Below are 17,405 nucleotides of genomic sequence, written 5' to 3' on the forward strand. Positions count from 1 at the left end.
AGACTGATGAACCTACCCGCAGGACCGAAAACTCCTAATTGGCTGCTAAACCAGCAATTCCAGGCTGACCCCTTTGGCTATATGGATGCTGTTTGCAAACGCTATGGTGATATCGCAACCATAATGTCTGGTTCTACACCAATAGTGCATATTAGCAATCCCTCAGGGATGAAACAGATTTTTACTAACACTAAAGAAATTACAGCTAGGGGTGCATTAAACCAAAGTTTCGCCTTGTTTACTGGGAACCAAGGAGTCCTTCAACTCGATGGCTTCCGCCACAAACACCGTCGCAAGCTCTTGATGCAGGCTTTTCACGGCGATCGCATGGAAGCCTGTGGGCGACGTATCTGCGAACTCACAGAAAAGATTATCAGTCAACAGGCGATTGGAAAACCTTTCATTGCCTACCCTACCATCGAAGATATCACCCTCCGGGTGGGTATAGAGGTTGTGATGGGATTGCGTGAGGGAGAGCGCCATCACAAAATCAAGCATCTATTTGCTTCTCTAATTAAATATTCGCAATCTCCTCTATTTGAGATCCTCACAAAACTTCCCTTTGGACAACGGGATTTAGGTCGGTGGAGTCCAAGGGGATACCGACTCCACCTGCGCCGAGAACTTTTCGGTTTGCTGTACGCTGAAGTCCAAGAATGCCGTCAGCAAGCTGATTCCTCACGCACTGACATCCTCTCCGATCTCATATTTGCTCGTGATGAAACAGGTGAACCATTAAGCGATGAAGAGGTGCGTGACCTCCTCTTATCACCCATATTCGCCGCTCAAGATGCTTCAGGAACTGCTCTAGCCTGGTCTTTGTACTGGATTCACCATTTGCCAAAAGTTCGCGAACGAATGCTTGAAGAACTCGATAGTCTTGGTGAAAACCCAGATCCCATGAGCATTGTTGCTTTACCCTACCTCAATGCTGTTTGTCAGGAAGTTTTGCGAATTTACCCGACTCAGTTATTTACATTTCCGAGGTTGGTAGAGTCCCCAGTTGAGGTGATGGGCTATGAGTTGAGTCCAGGAACAGTACTTATTGGTAATATTTATTTGACCCATCAACGTGAAGATTTATACCCAGATCCAAAGCAATTTAAGCCAGAGCGCTTTCTGGAAAAACAATTTTCAAACTACGAATTTCTTCCCTTTGGGGGCGGCGCTCGTAGTTGTATTGGTGGGGCTTTTGCTTTATTTGAAATGAAGCTTGTGTTGGCGACGATTCTTTCACGCTATCAATTAGCGCTGGTTGATCAGCGACCAGAGAAACCCAAGTTTGGAGGTTTAATTTGTTACCCAAAAAGTGGCGTGAAGATGGTTATGCATGGTCGGCGTCAGTATCAAGGACAGCCGCAGCCATTGGTTATCGGTTCAATTTAATAGCTATCAATAAATCACACAATTACTGAATATAAAAATACTAATGAAACTACCTGATGGACCAAAAACTTCTCCCCGATCGCTGAGTCATCACTTTAAGACCGATCCTCTTGGCTTCATGGATGCTATGAATGAAAGCTATGGTGACATTTTCACCATTATGGCTGGTTCTACACCTTTAGTAATAGTCAGTAACCCACTGGGGATGAAGCAGATTTTTACAAGTGCCAAAGAGATTACGGCTTCTGGGAAACTGAACCAAGGTGGCGCTCTATTAGTCGGAAGCAACGGATTACTGATGCTTGATGGCTTACGCCACAAACATCGCCGTCAGTTATTGATGCCTCCCCTGCACGGAAATCGAGTAAAAGCATACGGACAGCGTATCTGTCAAGTAACAGAGAAAGTCATGAATGATCTGGCGAGCGGCAAATCTTTTTATGCTTACCCGACTATGCAAAAAATTACCCTAGAGGTCATTTTACAAGCTTTGTTTGGTTTGCATTCAGGAGAACGTTACGAACAATTTCGGGGACTGTTTTCTAATTTATTAAGTTTTGCCCGGTCTCGTTGGCTGAGATTATCCCTGTCCTATCCCTTTCTCCGACAAGATTTAGGTCGGTGGAGTCCGTGGGGATACTGGCAGAACCTCCAACGACAATTTGACAAACTACTCCACGCCGAAATTGCAGAGCGTCGATCGCAAGCAGACCGCGATCGCACCGATGTCCTTTCTGAACTCGTGTTCGCCTGCGATGAAACGGGTCAACCAATGACCTATGAGGATGTACGAGATTTGTTCCCTTCTTTGCTATTGGGTGGTCAAGATGCATCAGCTACTGCCATAACTTGGGCATTGTACTGGATTCACCGTTTGAGAGATGTTCGCGAACGATTGCTAGAAGAACTCGATACCCTCAGTGAATCCCCAGATCCGATGAGCATTGTTGCACTACCCTACCTTAGTGCTGTTTGTAATGAAGTCCTCCGAATTTACCCGACTCAGGTAGTTACATTTCCACGACTCGTAGAATCACCAATTGAGGTGATGGGCTTCGAGTTGAGTCCAGGGACAGTGGTCAGAGGCTCTATTTATCTAACACATCAACGTGAAGATTTATACCCACAGCCGAAGGAATTCAAGCCAGAGCGCTTTCTGGAGCGACAATATTCTCCCTATGAATTTCTACCATTTGGCGGCGGTGCTCGTCGCTGTCCGGGCGAGGCATTAGCGCTTTTTGAAATGAAGCTAGTTTTAGCAACGATTCTCTCACGCTATCAACTAGCACTCTTTGATGAAAAAAAAGTGGAAAAACCCAAGGCTATAGGTGTTAACTATCCCCCTGCGAGTGGCTTAAAAATGGTAATACTTGGTGAACGTCCACGCCAAGAGCGATCGCAACAGCTTGTTGCTGACTTTACTTAGCATCAGATTGAAGAAATCTTACTGTTAGCACACTTTTAGATTACCAACACTCAATGAGTTTCGTTAAAAATCATGGTTTTATCAGACCCTAAACCTACCAAGATTCTGCCTCCAATGACCGCTTTCCAATGGGTTCATGCCTATTGGGTTTCACGGATGGTATATGTCGTCGCTAAACTTGGCATTGCTGACTTACTTAAAGACGGCTCCCAGCACTGTGATGTTTTAGCTGCTGCAACAAATACCCACAGCGATTCTCTTTATCGCGTGTTACGATCTCTTGCCAGTATCGGAATTTTTGCTGAGACACAACCCCGATATTTTGAGCTAACTCCACTAGCAGATTGTTTACAAAGCGACGTTCCTGATTCGATACAGGCTATAACAATGTTACGGGGCGAAGAGCATTACTACAAATCCTGGGGAAGTTTGATGTATAGCTTGCAGACAGGGGAAAGTGCCTTTGAGCATTTGTATGGCATGGATTTATTTCAGTACAACGAGGAAAATCCTATCCAAGGAAAAATCTTCGATCAGGCTATGACTTCCTCAAAAAATGCATATACCCCACTTATTGAGGTTTATGATTTTTCCTCAATTGATAAACTAGTTGATATTGGTGGTGGTGAAGGTGGCTTACTCGCTGCTATCCTTCAAGCTTATCCCACTATGAAAGGAGTGTTATTTGACCACCCAGATGTGATTGATAGAGCCAAAGATTCGCTCGAAACAGCAGTTGGGAATGATCGCTGTCAATTAGTAGGGGGAGATTTCTTTGAGGCTGTCCCAGCAGGAGGAGATACCTATTTGCTCAAGAATGTTCTTCATAACTGGGATGATCAGCGCGCAAAAGATATTCTCAGGCGCTGTCATCAAGCGATGAAAGAACAAGGGCGACTGTTGGTGATAGACTTCGTAATTCCTCCTGATAATGAGCTTTCTTGGGGTAAGTTTATGGATGTCAATATGTTGGTGATGTGCCCTGGTGGACGCGATCGCACGGAAGCTGAGTTTCGAGATTTATTGACATCTACAGGATTCAAACTCACCAAAATTATCCAAACAAAATTGGAAGTCAGCATCATTGAAGCAATTAAACAAGAGTAGAAAAATCCCAAGTTTAAGGTGTTAATTATTTCCCTGATGTTGAGACGTGTCTGAATTAAGCCTGATTCCTAGTTTACATACCTTGATGTGATTGGATTTTTTCCAGCCAACCTACTTGGCTGAATGGCACTAAGAAAAGATACAGCCCTTGCTCTGACTGGTTCCCAGCCTGAAGGCTGGGAACCCATTCTGGGAGGCTCCGCCTCCAGTAGCTTGACGAGAGGCAGAGCCTCTTTGAATACATTCCCAGCCTGGAGGCTGGGAACGAGGTGACACAAGCCTTTAGGCTTTTCTTAGTGCCATTCCTACTTGGCTGGAAAATGGCCATGATCGGTCAGAATCTACGCCAAGAGCGATCGCAAGAGCTTGGGGAGCATCTAGTACAAGAAGGAAAAAGTAAAAAGAAAGAATGCTTATTTTGTAAGCTTTCTGACTATTTTAAATGGTTGGTTTATTTACGCCGTGTTGTACTAGAGCTTGTTACTAGTTTTACCTAAATATATATGCAAATAACTCATAAATATGCAAACTCAACAAACCGATCAACTTCCCCTGACAGATTGTCGTTTTTGCTCATTGGTTTCCAAAACCAACAAAGAAGACCCAATTGGTACAGCAGGTACTTGCGACCATTGGCTGATCATGGAACTTTCACAACCTTGGCCGCAAAATCTCTTTCAGGAACATCCAACAATCAAGCCATTGATCGGTTTGTTCCAAAAGTTAATTGTTAAGCATGGGGTCAAGCTCAGACCAATGTTGATTGCTCCTGACCGCGAGTACTCTCACCCTGGCTTTACCCGCGTGCTGTACTACTATCGTCCTACCAAGTTATTTTCTCAGTTTGAGAAACAGGAGTTTGTTGTTCCAGAAGGGGAAGCCACTGCTTTGGTAACAGCAATACTCAAGCAGTTAATACAACACCCTAACGATTTATCAAAGTTTCAGCAGTATCGGCAACCAACCAGTCATATCCGCGAACTTATGGTTTGCACCCATGCTCAAGTTGACCTTGCTTGTGGTAGATTCGGAACTCCTCTATATCGTCGGTTACGCAAAGAATATGCGCCTGCTTCCAATGGGAAGTTAAGAGTGTGGCAAACAACTCATTTTGGTGGTCATCAGTTTGCTCCCACCTTAGTTGATTTACCTCAAGGATGCTTGTGGGGACATTTAGAACCAGAAGTACTGGATTTACTAGTAAACAGAAATGGTTCAGTCTCTGGTTTGCGTCAATTCTATCGAGGATGGGCAGGTTTAACCAAGTTTGAGCAAATTGTTGAGTGCGAAATATGGATGCTGTTGGGTTGGACTTGGCTTGATTATTTGAAAACTGGCGAAGTGCTGGCAAAAGAACTCAATGAAGAGCATCATGTCGATGAAGAGGCTCATGTTGATGAGGATCATCCTATCTATTGGGCTGAGGTGCGTATTGATTTCGCTGCTCCCGATGGAAGTACATCAGGTGCTTATGAAGCCAGAGTTGAAGTTTGTGGTGAGGTTATGAGTGCATTTAACTCAGCAAAACAGATGGAGTTAGAAGTGGTGAAGCAGTATTGTGTTAGCCGTTTGGTCAAGGTTGATTAAATAATTCGTAATTCGTAATTCGTAATTCGTAATTAAGTTTTGTGAAAGCGACGCGCAAAGCGAGTCTGCGATAGCGCCGGCGGCAAGCGAGTACTCGAGCGTCGCGTCCGGGGATTTAGACCCACGGAGTTTGTTAAACAGGAACAAGCCGAAAATTTTAAAATGACTTCACAAAAACAATCTCAACTGACAAATGAGATCCTGCATGGCAATCTCGTTAAACTGATGTTTAAGTTAACAACTCCCAGTATTGCGGGAAGTCTTGTACTAGGTTTGACTCCTTTTCTTGATGCTTTATTTGCTGGGCAATTCATTGGAAAAACTGCGATCGGTGGTATAACTCTTGCTTTACCATTCATTTCTCTCATGAGTGGTTTGACTGACTTAGTTGGGATAGGTTCTGCTTCTCTTCTCAGTCGAGCTATTGGTTCTGGAGATATCAAAACTCAGTCTAAAATATTTGGTAACTTAGTGGTAATGAGTATTGTTATCTCATTTATTATCACAATTATTGGTTATAGTTTTGCTGAAGAATTCATTGTATTTATGGGAGGTCGTGGTGAAGTTGCCTCTGCTGGAACAGAATTTCTTAAGACTTATGTGCTTGGTTCAGTGTTTTTTGTTTTAGGGATTGCTTGTAACGATCTCATAAAATCAGAAGGTCAACTCCGAATATCTATGGTATTTAATACTATATATTTCATCACTAATCTCATTTTAAATACTGTATTTGTTAGTGTTTTTCACTGGGGAATTACGGGATTAGCTCTCGCTACAGTTATTGCAATGGGGGCTTACTGTACTGGATTATTGATTTATTATTTTTCTGGAAAAAGCCTGATCAAAGTTGATTACAGGAAAATAATTTTAGCCAGAGATTTACTGCCTAAAATTTTATCAATAGGAAGTTCAAATTTAATTATTCCAGTGATAGCCTTCATTCAAAGTTTTGTCGTTTTTCAATCAATTTCTCGTTATGGAACACAGAACGATATAGCTTTCTTCGGAGCAACAGCAACATTGAATTCATTGGCATCTATCCCCTTAGATGGATTTGTAGAATCCTTACGACCTGTGATTGGCATAAATTATGGAGCAAGAAATTATAATAGAATCAAAAAAGCTTATTTAATTTTTATCACTTGTGCCACTGCTTTATTAACATTATTTTGGCTATCTATACAATTCAAACCAGAAACATTTTTAGATTTGATATTACCAGATTTTACTTTTAATAAAAATGATATACTGAACTTTCATATTCTTAGTTTTTTAATACCAATTATGCCCTTTATTCCTTTTAGTGCAGTTTTATTTCAATCTATAGGTCAGGGAAAAATTGTTTCAATAATAGTTTTATTAAAAAGTTTGTTTTTCTACATACCACTTGTTTTTGTATTAGGTAAATTCATGGGTATAAAGGGTATATATTTTGCAATAGTAACAACGAATATTTTAGTTTTATTAATAGCATTAATATTCACTTTTAGGAAATTTCAGCAATTCAATAAGATATTATTCAAATCTTCTTCTTGATATAGCTATCTACTGATGATTTTAAATAATAAACTAGTGGACATTTTTACCTAAATTAATTAAACATTTCCAGAAATTAAATATGTGTTATCTATAACCATTGTAGAGACGTAGCGCACTGCTATACCAGTCCTAAATCATTCGTGAACAATAAGATCCCCGACTTCTCTGAGAAGTCGGGGATCTTATTATATCGATTTTCACAACTCATTTAGGATTGTTATATGTCTCTACATTCTTTTTCACCAGATGCCTATTGGTTATGAGATATTAGTTAGTCCCTAGTACAAGAAGGCAAAAATAAAAAGAAAGAATGCTTATTTTGTAAGCTTTCTGGCTATTTTAAATGGTTGGTTTATTTACGCCGTGTTGTACTAGTCCCCAGTCCCTAGTCCCCAGTCCCCAATCCCCAGTCCCTAATCCTATCGACTCGCCGCATTTCACCCCAAAGCTAGACGCGAAGATTTTTATAGTTCTTTAAAATTACGAGGGAAATGTACCTCAAAGAACCGAAAACTAGAGAGAAAAATGAGGTCGTAACCTAACTAAATTTCTGGAATTCGTCATCATGTATGAACTAGTTCAAGCTGTCATCAACGGTGATGAAAAAACTGATGCGAATCAGTTTATTTATGCGTTGAGTGCTTCAGGTAAGCGTTACTTTCTGAGAAATGAGATTTTGCAAGCTTTTGCTGATTACTGCGATCAATCTCAAAAGCCAGCCTATTTTTACTACTCTTCTTCTCTTGGTAAACTGATACAATATACCCACGAAATAATTCTTGAAGAGGAAAGTACTTGGTTTGTAATTCGACCGAAGATTGCTAACCAAGAAGTTTGGAAACTGACAGCCGACTTTAGCAGCTTCGAGCAGATGACGCCTCAAGCGCTGTTAGATGTGAGAGATCGCCTAGTCAACCGCTACCAACCCGACATCCTCGAAATCGACCTCCACCCCTTTTATGAGAATTCCCTAAGAATCGATGACGCCAGAAATATCGGTCAAGGTTTAGCCTTCCTCAACCGTTATCTGTGCAATCAATTGTTGACTGACCCTGAATATTGGGTAGAAATGTTATTTAAAGCATTACGTGGGCTGCAATGCAATGGTATTCGCCTGTTGTTGAGCGATCGCATTGACTCTGGTATTGAGTTAGCCAAACAAATTAAGCCAGCGCTCAAATTGCTGAGTGAGCGATCGCCTCATGAACCTTATGAAAAATTTAGCGTTGACCTCCAAGAACTCGGTTTTGAGCCAGGTTGGGGTAACACTGCGGCGCGAGTCTCCGAAACCTTAGAACTCCTCGACCGACTCTTTTACTCCCCAGAACCCGGCATTTTAGAAGCTTTTGTGGCCCGTGTTCCCGCCGTCTTTCGCATCGTTCTCGTTTCTGTCCACGGCTGGGTGGGACAGGAAGATGTTTTAGGAAGAGATGAAACACTCGGTCAAGTTATCTATGTCCTCGAACAAGCACGCAGCTTAGAAAACGAACTACGCGAACAAATTAAACTCGCTGGACTCGACCGACTAGGCATTAAACCCCATATTATTATTCTCACCCGACTAATTCCTAACTGTGAAGGAACATTTTGTAACCTGCACTTAGAAAAAGTTCAACATACTGAGAATGCTTGGATATTGCGCGTTCCTTTTGGTGAATTCAATCCCGAAATTACCAATAATTGGATTTCTAAATTTGATATTTGGCCTTATTTAGAACAATTTGCGCTCGATGCCGAAAAAGAATTACTAGCTCAATTTAAAGCCAAACCTAATCTGATTATTGGTAACTACAGCGACGGTAACTTAGTAGCCTTTCTCCTCTCTCGCCGGATGAAAGTTACCCAGTGTAACATTGCCCATTCTTTGGCAAAACCTAAATATCTATTTAGTAATTTATACTGGCAAGATTTAGAAGAACAATATCATTTTTCAGTACAATTTACTGCCGATTTGATTAGCATGAATGCAGCCGACTTCATCATCACATCGTCCTATCAAGAAATTGTCGGCACACCTGATACCATCGGTCAATACGAATCGTATAAATGGTTTACGATGCCGCAGTTGTATCATGTAGTTGATGGCATTGATTTGTTTAGTCCTAAATTCAACTTAGTGCCGCCGGGAGTAAATGAAAATATTTTCTTTCCCTATAGCCAAAAAGAAAAGCGAGATTCTCACCTGCGTAAACAAGTCCATGACTTACTCTTTAGCCGCGAAGACTCCCAAATCTTAGGTCATTTAGATCGCCCCAACAAGCGACCAATCTTTGCCGTTGATACCGTCACCTCAATCAATAATCTCACTGGTCTAGCTGAATGCTTTGGTAATAATCAGGCGTTGCAAGAGCATTGCAACCTGATTATCTTAACTAGTAAACTGCGTCCAGATGAAGCTACAAACTCACAAGAAGCAGAAGAAATTCAAAAACTCCACGACGTTATTAATGAATATCATCTCTATGGCAAGATTCGCTGGGTGGGGATGCGTATTCCTAGCATTGAACTCGGTGAAGCCTACCGAGTAGTTGCAGATTCTCAAGGGATCTATGTCCATTTTGCCCGCTTTGAATCCTTCGGACGGAGTATTTTGGAAGCGATGATTTCCGGCTTGCCAACTTTCACTACTCAGTTTGGCGGTTCTTCAGAAATTATCGATTACCAAGAAAACGGATTTCATATTAATCCCACAGACTTAGAAGGAACAGCAAAGACAATTTTAGACTTCCTTCAAAAATGTGATACTCATGCTGAATACTGGCAAGAAGTTTCAGAATGGATGAATCAGCGAATTCATCATAAATATAATTGGCATTTACATAGCAATCAATTACTACTGCTGACTAAAATGTTTAGTTTTTGGAACTTTGTTGCTCCAGAAAATAACGAAGCCAGAGATCGGTACATGGAAACTTTATTTCATCTCATTTATAAGCCCAGAGTTGAGAAGATTTTGGAAAAGCATAAGGGGGGGTGAGGAAAGTAGGGGGCAGGGGAGAATTAGAACTCCGTTCATCCACCTCGGAACTCCGTTTACCCACCTTAGAACTCAATACGCTTGGGTTAAGGCTAGCACTCTTTGTCAAAGTCGTTTTTTTTAACGAACCACAGAGGCGCAGAGGACACAGAGAGAGGAAAGAGAAGGAAAAAATTGCTTAACTGAACTGTATTGCCTTAGAACTCCGTTCATCTACCTCAGAACTCCGTTCATCCACCTCAGAACTCCGTTCATCTACCTCAGAACTCCGTTCATCTACCTCAGAACTCCGTTCATCTACCTCAGAACTCCGTTCATCTATCTCAGAACTCCGTTCATCTATCTCAAAGACTCATTAACGGAGTTAAAAGACTTATTCATTTACCTCAAAATCCTCAATCCCTAATTCCTATGCCCAATGCCCAATGCCCCATGCCCCAATTTACCTACACAGATTGGATATTAATCGAAACCCAGTTTGACCCTGAGCAATTACAGTCTAAAGAAACTGTCTTTACAATCGGCAATGGATATCTGGGAACAAGAGGCAGTTTTGAAGAGGGTTATCCTCATGCATCGCCAGCTACTTTTATAAATGGTGTCTACGATGATGTGCCAGTAGTATACACTGAACTGGTAAATTGCCCTGACTGGCTACCCTTGATAGTAATTGTAAATGGCGATCGCTTCCGTCTCGATCAAGGTGAAATATTACACTATGAGCGACAGCTTGATTTACGCCAAGGATTGCTGACTCGTGCCTTGCGTTGGCGCTCTCCCAGTGGGAATACTATAGATATCAGCTTTGAACGCTTTGCTAGTCTGGCAGATCCGCACGTGTTGGCGTTACGCTGCCATTTAACACCAGTAAATTTTGAGGGGTTAATTGAAGTTCAAGCTAGTATCAATGGCTATCCCGAAAATCAAGGTTTTAATCACTGGGAAGGATTAGATCAAGGCAAAATCGACCAAGGAATTTGGTTGCAACGCCGCACCCGCACTTCCCGAATTGAACTCGGTATGGCAGCTAAGGTGACAATATCAGGTAGTGAAGCATCTTTGCAAGTCAATACCGCACCTGGTTATCCCACCTTAAGCACGTCTTTCGTTGCGAAAGCGCAACAGACTGTAACGGTGGAAAAAATCGTCACAGTTTTTACCTCACGGGAGATAGAAACACCAGTCAAAGCCGCTCAAGAAAAACTCGCGCACCTGCCAGATTACATAACATTACTAAAAGCCAATGAGCAAGCATGGGATGAGGTTTGGCAGCAAAGTGACATCCTGATTGAGGGGGATAGCACAGCTACTTTTGCAGTTCGCTACAATCTGTTTCAACTGCTGATTGCTGCTCCCTGGAATGATGATAGAGTGAGTATTCCCGCTAAAACCCTTTCTGGGTTTGGCTATCGCGGTCATATCTTTTGGGATACAGAAATTTTTATGCAGCCCTTGTTTCTGTTTACCCAACCAGCGATCGCCCGGAACTTACTCAGTTACCGTTGGCACACCTTAGCCGGAGCTAGACGCAAGGCAATTCATTACGGCTATAAAGGGGCAATGTTTGCCTGGGAAAGTGCTGAAACGGGTGATGAAGTTACACCCCGTTGGGCTATCGGCAGTGATTTTTACGGTGAAGATGTGCGAATTTGGTGCCGCGATCGCGAAATTCATATTAATGCAGATATTCCCTACGCGATTTGGAATTACTGGCAAGCTACTGCTGATGATGAGTGGATGCAAAAGTATGGTGCAGAGGTAATCTTGGATGCCGCAATCTTTTGGAGTAGCCGGGTGGAATTCAATCCTGAGCGTGAAAAGTATGAAATTCGGGGAGTGATTGGAGCGGATGAATACCATGAATTAGTCCACAATAACGCCTTTACAAACCGGATGGCGCAATGGCATCTAGAGAAAGCGATCGCAGTTTATGATTGGTTAGTTCACAAATTCCCCGAACGAGCGACTGAATTAGAGGCGAAACTGCAACTCACCTCCCAAGAAACATCGCACTGGCAAGACATTATCGCTAAAATATTGTTTCTCTATGACCCATCAACAGAACTAATCGAGCAGTTCGACGGATTTTTTCAATCGGAAGATATCAATTTAGCAGATTATGAACCACGCGATCGCTCCATGCAGGCTATTTTAGGTGTCGATCAAATCAATAAATATCAAGTAATCAAGCAGCCAGATATATTAATGCTCCTATATTTAATGCGGGAATCAGCAGATTTTCCCTATAACGAAAAAGCATTGCAGACAAACTGGGACTACTACGCACCCCGCACTGATATTACCTATGGTTCCTCTCTTGGCCCATCAGTTCAGGCGATCTTAGCTTCCGACTTAGGCAAATCAACCGAAGCTTACGAACAGTTTATACGGGCGTTAATGGTTGATCTTGAAGATAACCGAGGTAACACCAGGGATGGAATTCACGGCGCTAGTGCTGGTGGTATTTGGCAAGCCGTAATTTTTGGATTCGGCGGCATCCAATTTACCGAAAATGGCCCCGTAGCCAATCCTCACCTCCCCCCAGGCTGGACGCGCTTGAAGTTTAAACTGCACTGGCAAGGGAAATGGCACGAGTTTGATTTGAAGGGATTGGGGGATGAGGGAGCAGGGGAAGCAGGGGGAGTAGGGGAAGAATTAATAACCAATGCCCCATGCCCAATGCCCAATGCCCCATGCCCAATGCCCAATATCCAAGGATTCATCTTCGATTTAGATGGTGTGCTAACAGATACAGCAGAAATTCACTACTTAGCTTGGAAAAAGCTAGCAGATGAAGAGGGTATACCGTTTAATCGGGAAGCTAACGAAGCCCTGCGGGGTGTATCCCGTCGCGCTTCCTTGATGCTGATTATTGGCAATAGACCTTATTCGGAAGCACAAATCCAGGAGATGATGGAGCGTAAAAATCGCTACTATATAGAGTTAATCCAAGACATGACACCCAAGGATTTGTTACCAGGTGCGATCGCCCTTTTGGATGAACTGCGGCAAGCTGGGATTAAAATTGGTATTGGTTCAGCCAGCAAAAATGCCCGGACAGTCCTAGAGCGATTAGGCATTGTGGACAAAGTAGATGCGATCGCTGACGGTTACAGTGTACAGGAACCAAAGCCAGCACCAGACTTATTTCTGTACGCAGCCAAGCAACTAGGAATTAAACCAGAGGAATCTGTCGTTGTAGAAGATGCCACAGCCGGTATTGATGCAGCCCTAGCTGCTGGTATGTGGGCTGTAGGACTCGGCCCCGTTGAACGAGTTGGAGCGGCTCATATTGTTTTACCCAGCCTCGCAGGTATTAAATGGGCAGACCTTCGAGATCAATTCAGTAAAATCTCGGCGAATATCTTCAAGGTATCCAATAGCTTTCAGTAGATTATCGGCCAATATAGTTCAGTTAAGCTTCTCTTTTTTCTCTTTCTTTGCGTCCTCTGTGCCTCTGCGGTTCGTTAAATCCGATTAATTAGCAACTTGAGTTATCAGGCATTGAAACAAAGAAATGGAAAAGGTGGGCAGCAGCCCACCCTAAACCATTATTGACCTAGCAATACTTTAAACAGGTGCTTCAGTAGCAGACTTACCAACCAGCATTGCGGTATTTTCGTCACTTTCCAGGATACCGAATTCAATCAACAACTCTTCTAACTCTTCCATCTCAATGGGGGTGGGGATAGTAAGGTTCTTGTTATCGACAATCTTTTGAGCCAATGTCCGATATTCGTTAGCTTGATTGCTGTCAGGTGCGTACTCGTTAACAGTCATCCGGCGCAATTCTGCGTGTTGTACAATGTTGTCACGAGGTACGTAGTGAATCATTTGGGTGTTCAAGCGTTTTGCCAGGGTTTCGATTAGGTCGATTTCCCGGTCAGTGTTACGGCTATTACAAATCAAACCACCCAAGCGCACGCCACCAGTGTGAGCATACTTAAGAACACCACGAGCGATGTTGTTAGCAGCGTACATCGCCATCATTTCACCTGATGTCACGATGTAGATTTCTTGTGCCTTGCCTTCACGGATAGGCATAGCAAAACCACCACACACAACGTCACCTAATACGTCGTAAGATACAAAGTCTAGGTCTTGGTAAGCACCGTTTTCTTCCAAGAAGTTGATGGCGGTAATGATACCACGACCGGCGCAACCTACACCGGGTTCTGGCCCACCAGATTCTACGCAAAGAACGTCACGGAAACCCTTGAGCATCACTTCATGGAGTTCTATATCTTCTACTGCGCCACGTTCAGCAGCGAGGTGAAGAACGGTTGTTTGAGCCTTGCTATGTAGCATCAAACGGGTAGAGTCAGCTTTGGGGTCGCAACCGACAATAAGAATGCGTTTACCCATTTCAGCCATAGCTGCTAGGGTGTTTTGAGAAGTGGTAGATTTACCAATACCGCCTTTACCATAGAAAGCTATTTGTCTAATCTTTGGGTCAGTCATGGTTGTGTTTTCCTACAATGATTTAGTTGATGAGTCGGAAGCTTGATGTGAGATATTCACCCTTGGTGCTGTAGGGAAGTAGAGCCTGTTGGCGATTGCACCCTGGCAAAAACATTTAAAATCAGAACATATTTACCCACGAAACGTAGACGCAGAGCGGCTTGTCGTCAGACATGGCTTAAGAGATAGAAAAATCTAATCTCCTAATAACGAAGTCTTTGAAACTATGACTTCAGCATTATCAGCTCTTGTAAACGATCCCAAATGGTTGCTCAAGCCTCAAGAGTGGTTGCAGCAGGAATTCAAATGAACGCAGATTTGTTCTCTGAACCACACAACCAACCAAATTGCAATCCACTCTTAAATGGTCGCTACAACTTTTCTGATTTTGTTGATGTCAAGTAACCAAGAAAATCTATAGCGCTTCTCGTTTCGTGATTGATGCAGCAGTATAAATTTCAGCCTAAAATTAGCAGTTACAGATGCAGTAATATAATGCCTGCACAGGCAACCCCTAACACTGTGGCTTAGATAATATTTTGGTGACTTTTGACAGTATGGTTAAATTCCTCGAAATTATGGAACGACACCATTCTGCTTGAAGTTTTCGTTCCAAAAGTCAACAACTGCTTCAACTTAGTTTGCGGTTGAAAACCTTTACTCCCGCAAGACGAAGTTAGTAAATATTCTGTATTTCTATTGAATTGTCAGGCTGTACTAAGAGTCTTTCTTCCCAGACTCCAAGAGTAATTGCCTTTGGTGAGTAATGCTCTAGCTAGGTTAGCCAACTCTTATTAGCTCATACCCAGATAAATTTTGATTGACTTCAAGTTGTTACAAAGGCTACTATCCTACTCAATCTAGTTTTAGATTTTCGTTAAAAACAGATGTAGCTAATTGAAGGGGACTTACCAGAGCAAAAAAACTTTCTTGAGCTTGCCTCAAACTTGTCTTGAAGTCTTTTTGTGTTTTTACTTGTTTGATTCCTATAAAAACCATAACATACATCTCACTAATTAATTTGCCGAATCTCAAATTAATTCTCTATTTAATAGAAGATTATCCTTAGAACCTTTAATAGTCATAAGTTACGTCTTCGCTCGTTGCTAGTTCATAAAATTATTTTTCATAACCAATATGTCCAGTTAGATACTTTTGGGTATTTGATAAAAGTACTTAAAACTAATATTTGATAAAGAAAACAGAATTTCTGATTTTTGCAGTCAAAAGTTTTGTAAATAAAGTCAGATCCAGTTTTACCCCACCCTTGGGATGAACCAGAAAGCCCTCATGTAGAGACGCGATTCATCGCGTCTAAAAAACTGGCACGTTATACAGACGCGATAAATCGCCGTTTCTACAGAAAATATACTCGTCAATTATTCTTTGACAGACTACTATTTCCGACTTGTGTGTACACCGTAGGCAATCACGGGGGAGTGCCGCAACTTAGACTTTCGCCCAAGCTTCTAAATATCCCGATAAATTAGAGGAATTTTATGATTGACATGATTCACGCAATGTGTTAATAATAATAGTTTGTGGAAACTTTACTTCTTAATATAAGCTCTTGGCTAACGTCATTGTCATAGGTGCCCAATGGGGCGATGAAGGAAAAGGTAAAATAACTGACTTACTCAGTCGTTCCGCAGATGTTGTGGTGCGTTACCAAGGGGGTGTCAATGCTGGACACACGATTGTAGTCAAAGGTCAGACCTTTAAACTGCACTTGATTCCCTCTGGTATTTTGTATCCAAATACCGATTGCATTATCGGCTGTGGAACAGTGATCGATCCACAGATTTTGATCGCAGAAATCGACCAACTAAAAGATTTAAATATTTCCACTGACCACCTGCTGATATCTGAGACAGCCCACGTAACCATGCCTTATCATCGGTTGATTGACCAGGCATCGGAAGAACGAAGGGGAAGCCATAAGATCGGCACAACAGGTCGGGGCATTGGGCCGACTTATGCTGACAAATCTGAACGTACAGGCATTCGAGTTTTAGACTTGATGAACCCCGATAGCCTACGTGAGCAGTTAGAGTGGACGATTAATTATAAAAACGTCATTTTAGAAAAGCTTTACAACTTGCCGCCTCTAGATCCACAAGAGGTAATTGAACAGTATTTGGGTTATGCAGAACGCTTGCGCCCTTATGTTATTGATACATCGTTGAAAATATACGATGCGATTCAGCGACGGCGCAATATTTTGTTTGAAGGCGCACAAGGTACGCTCCTCGATCTAGATCATGGAACTTATCCCTATGTCACCTCCTCTAACCCTGTGGCGGGTGGGGCTTGCGTTGGTACTGGGGTAGGTCCGACAATGATTGATCGGGTAATTGGGGTGTCAAAAGCCTATACAACCCGTGTAGGAGAGGGGCCATTTCCCACTGAGTTAGATGGAGAGTTGGGAGAGTTGCTGTGCGATCGCGGTGCCGAGTTTGGCACAACCACCGGGCGCAAACGTCGCTGTGGCTGGTTTGATGCTGTCATTGGTCGCTATGCCGTGCGGATTAACGGCATGGATTGTATGGCGCTGACCAAACTAGATGTTCTCGATGAATTAGAGGAAATCCAAGTTTGTGTCGCTTATGACATAGATGGACAACGCAGCGAACACTTCCCCACCAGTTCCCGTCAATTTGCGAGATGTCGCCCCATCTACAAAACCTTACCAGGATGGCAAGTGTCAACAACTCACTGCCGCACCCTAGAAGACTTGCCGCAGCGAGCATTGGACTATCTCAAATTCCTAGCCGAATTGATGGAAGTTCCGATCGCGATCGTCTCACTAGGAGCCAGCCGCGATCAAACCATAATCGTAGAAGACCCCATCCACGGGCCAAAACGCGCTTTATTGCACCCTGACGGGACACCTGCTACCCTACTTAGTGCTTAGTTAAGAGT

Annotated in this window: 11 protein-coding genes; 10 read left to right on the forward strand and 1 reads right to left on the reverse strand. The window is 42.7% G+C overall.

Annotated elements, in window-relative coordinates; genetic code table 11:
- Positions 1 to 6 precede the first annotated feature (6 nt).
- The 9 genes from V7K76_RS13455 to pgmB all read left to right on the forward strand — a co-directional run bounded on the left by V7K76_RS13455 (position 7) and on the right by pgmB (position 13,415).
- The gene (locus tag V7K76_RS13455) at positions 7 to 1,386 is read left to right on the forward strand and encodes a cytochrome P450 (protein ID WP_334776174.1); all 1,380 of its coding nucleotides are present in this window, start codon (positions 7 to 9) and stop codon (positions 1,384 to 1,386) included.
- A gap of 43 nt (positions 1,387 to 1,429) precedes the next feature.
- Positions 1,430 to 2,812, forward strand: coding sequence for a cytochrome P450 (locus tag V7K76_RS13460; protein WP_334776175.1), 1,383 nt, complete (start codon positions 1,430 to 1,432; stop codon positions 2,810 to 2,812).
- 72 nt (positions 2,813 to 2,884) lie between these two features.
- Complete coding sequence (locus tag V7K76_RS13465) at positions 2,885 to 3,919, forward strand: methyltransferase (RefSeq protein ID WP_334776176.1); 1,035 nt, start codon at positions 2,885 to 2,887, stop codon at positions 3,917 to 3,919.
- Positions 3,920 to 4,042: 123 nt separating this feature from the next.
- Entirely contained in the window at positions 4,043 to 4,192 is a 150-nt protein-coding gene (locus V7K76_RS13470; protein WP_334776177.1) for a hypothetical protein, read from the forward strand.
- Positions 4,189 to 4,416, forward strand: a complete 228-nt coding sequence (locus tag V7K76_RS13475) for a hypothetical protein (RefSeq protein ID WP_334776178.1) — start codon at positions 4,189 to 4,191, stop codon at positions 4,414 to 4,416. The genes V7K76_RS13470 and V7K76_RS13475 overlap by 4 nt, the downstream gene beginning before the upstream one ends.
- Before the next feature lie 25 nt (positions 4,417 to 4,441).
- On the forward strand, positions 4,442 to 5,506 hold the full coding sequence (locus tag V7K76_RS13480; RefSeq protein WP_334776179.1) for a sucrase ferredoxin: 1,065 nt from the start codon (positions 4,442 to 4,444) through the stop codon (positions 5,504 to 5,506).
- Between the two features lie 162 nt (positions 5,507 to 5,668).
- Positions 5,669 to 7,042: an MATE family efflux transporter gene (locus V7K76_RS13485; protein ID WP_334776180.1), complete on the forward strand. Its 1,374-nt coding sequence runs from the start codon at positions 5,669 to 5,671 to the stop codon at positions 7,040 to 7,042.
- Between the two features lie 568 nt (positions 7,043 to 7,610).
- Complete coding sequence (locus V7K76_RS13490; RefSeq protein WP_334776181.1) at positions 7,611 to 10,022, forward strand: sucrose synthase; 2,412 nt, start codon at positions 7,611 to 7,613, stop codon at positions 10,020 to 10,022.
- A 432-nt stretch (positions 10,023 to 10,454) separates the two neighbouring features.
- A complete protein-coding gene (pgmB, locus tag V7K76_RS13495; protein ID WP_334776182.1) occupies positions 10,455 to 13,415 on the forward strand; it encodes a beta-phosphoglucomutase in 2,961 nt (986 codons plus the stop codon).
- Positions 13,416 to 13,592: 177 nt separating this feature from the next.
- On the opposite strand, the gene nifH is transcribed toward pgmB, so the two are convergent.
- A complete protein-coding gene (gene nifH, locus V7K76_RS13500) occupies positions 13,593 to 14,483 on the reverse strand; it encodes a nitrogenase iron protein (RefSeq protein WP_334776183.1) in 891 nt (296 codons plus the stop codon).
- Positions 14,484 to 16,053: 1,570 nt separating this feature from the next.
- Between nifH and V7K76_RS13505 the strand changes: the two genes are divergently transcribed.
- Positions 16,054 to 17,397, forward strand: a complete 1,344-nt coding sequence (locus V7K76_RS13505; protein ID WP_334776184.1) for an adenylosuccinate synthase — start codon at positions 16,054 to 16,056, stop codon at positions 17,395 to 17,397.
- The last annotated feature ends 8 nt before the right edge of the window (positions 17,398 to 17,405 follow it).

The organism is Nostoc sp. (genome assembly GCF_036917975.1).
Taxonomy (GTDB): domain Bacteria; phylum Cyanobacteriota; class Cyanobacteriia; order Cyanobacteriales; family Nostocaceae; genus Nostoc.

Bases quoted from the DNA above. Each gene is read 5' to 3' on its own strand.
- V7K76_RS13455 (WP_334776174.1), top strand. From the start codon at position 7: ATGAACCTACCCGCAGGACCGAAAACTCCTAATTGGCTGCTAAACCAG.
- V7K76_RS13460 (WP_334776175.1), top strand. From the start codon at position 1,430: ATGAAACTACCTGATGGACCAAAAACTTCTCCCCGATCGCTGAGTCAT.
- V7K76_RS13465 (WP_334776176.1), top strand. From the start codon at position 2,885: ATGGTTTTATCAGACCCTAAACCTACCAAGATTCTGCCTCCAATGACC.
- V7K76_RS13470 (WP_334776177.1), top strand. From the start codon at position 4,043: ATGGCACTAAGAAAAGATACAGCCCTTGCTCTGACTGGTTCCCAGCCT.
- V7K76_RS13480 (WP_334776179.1), top strand. From the start codon at position 4,442: ATGCAAACTCAACAAACCGATCAACTTCCCCTGACAGATTGTCGTTTT.
- V7K76_RS13485 (WP_334776180.1), top strand. From the start codon at position 5,669: ATGACTTCACAAAAACAATCTCAACTGACAAATGAGATCCTGCATGGC.
- V7K76_RS13490 (WP_334776181.1), top strand. From the start codon at position 7,611: ATGTATGAACTAGTTCAAGCTGTCATCAACGGTGATGAAAAAACTGAT.
- pgmB (WP_334776182.1), top strand. From the start codon at position 10,455: ATGCCCCAATTTACCTACACAGATTGGATATTAATCGAAACCCAGTTT.
- nifH (WP_334776183.1), bottom strand. From the start codon at position 14,483: ATGACTGACCCAAAGATTAGACAAATAGCTTTCTATGGTAAAGGCGGT.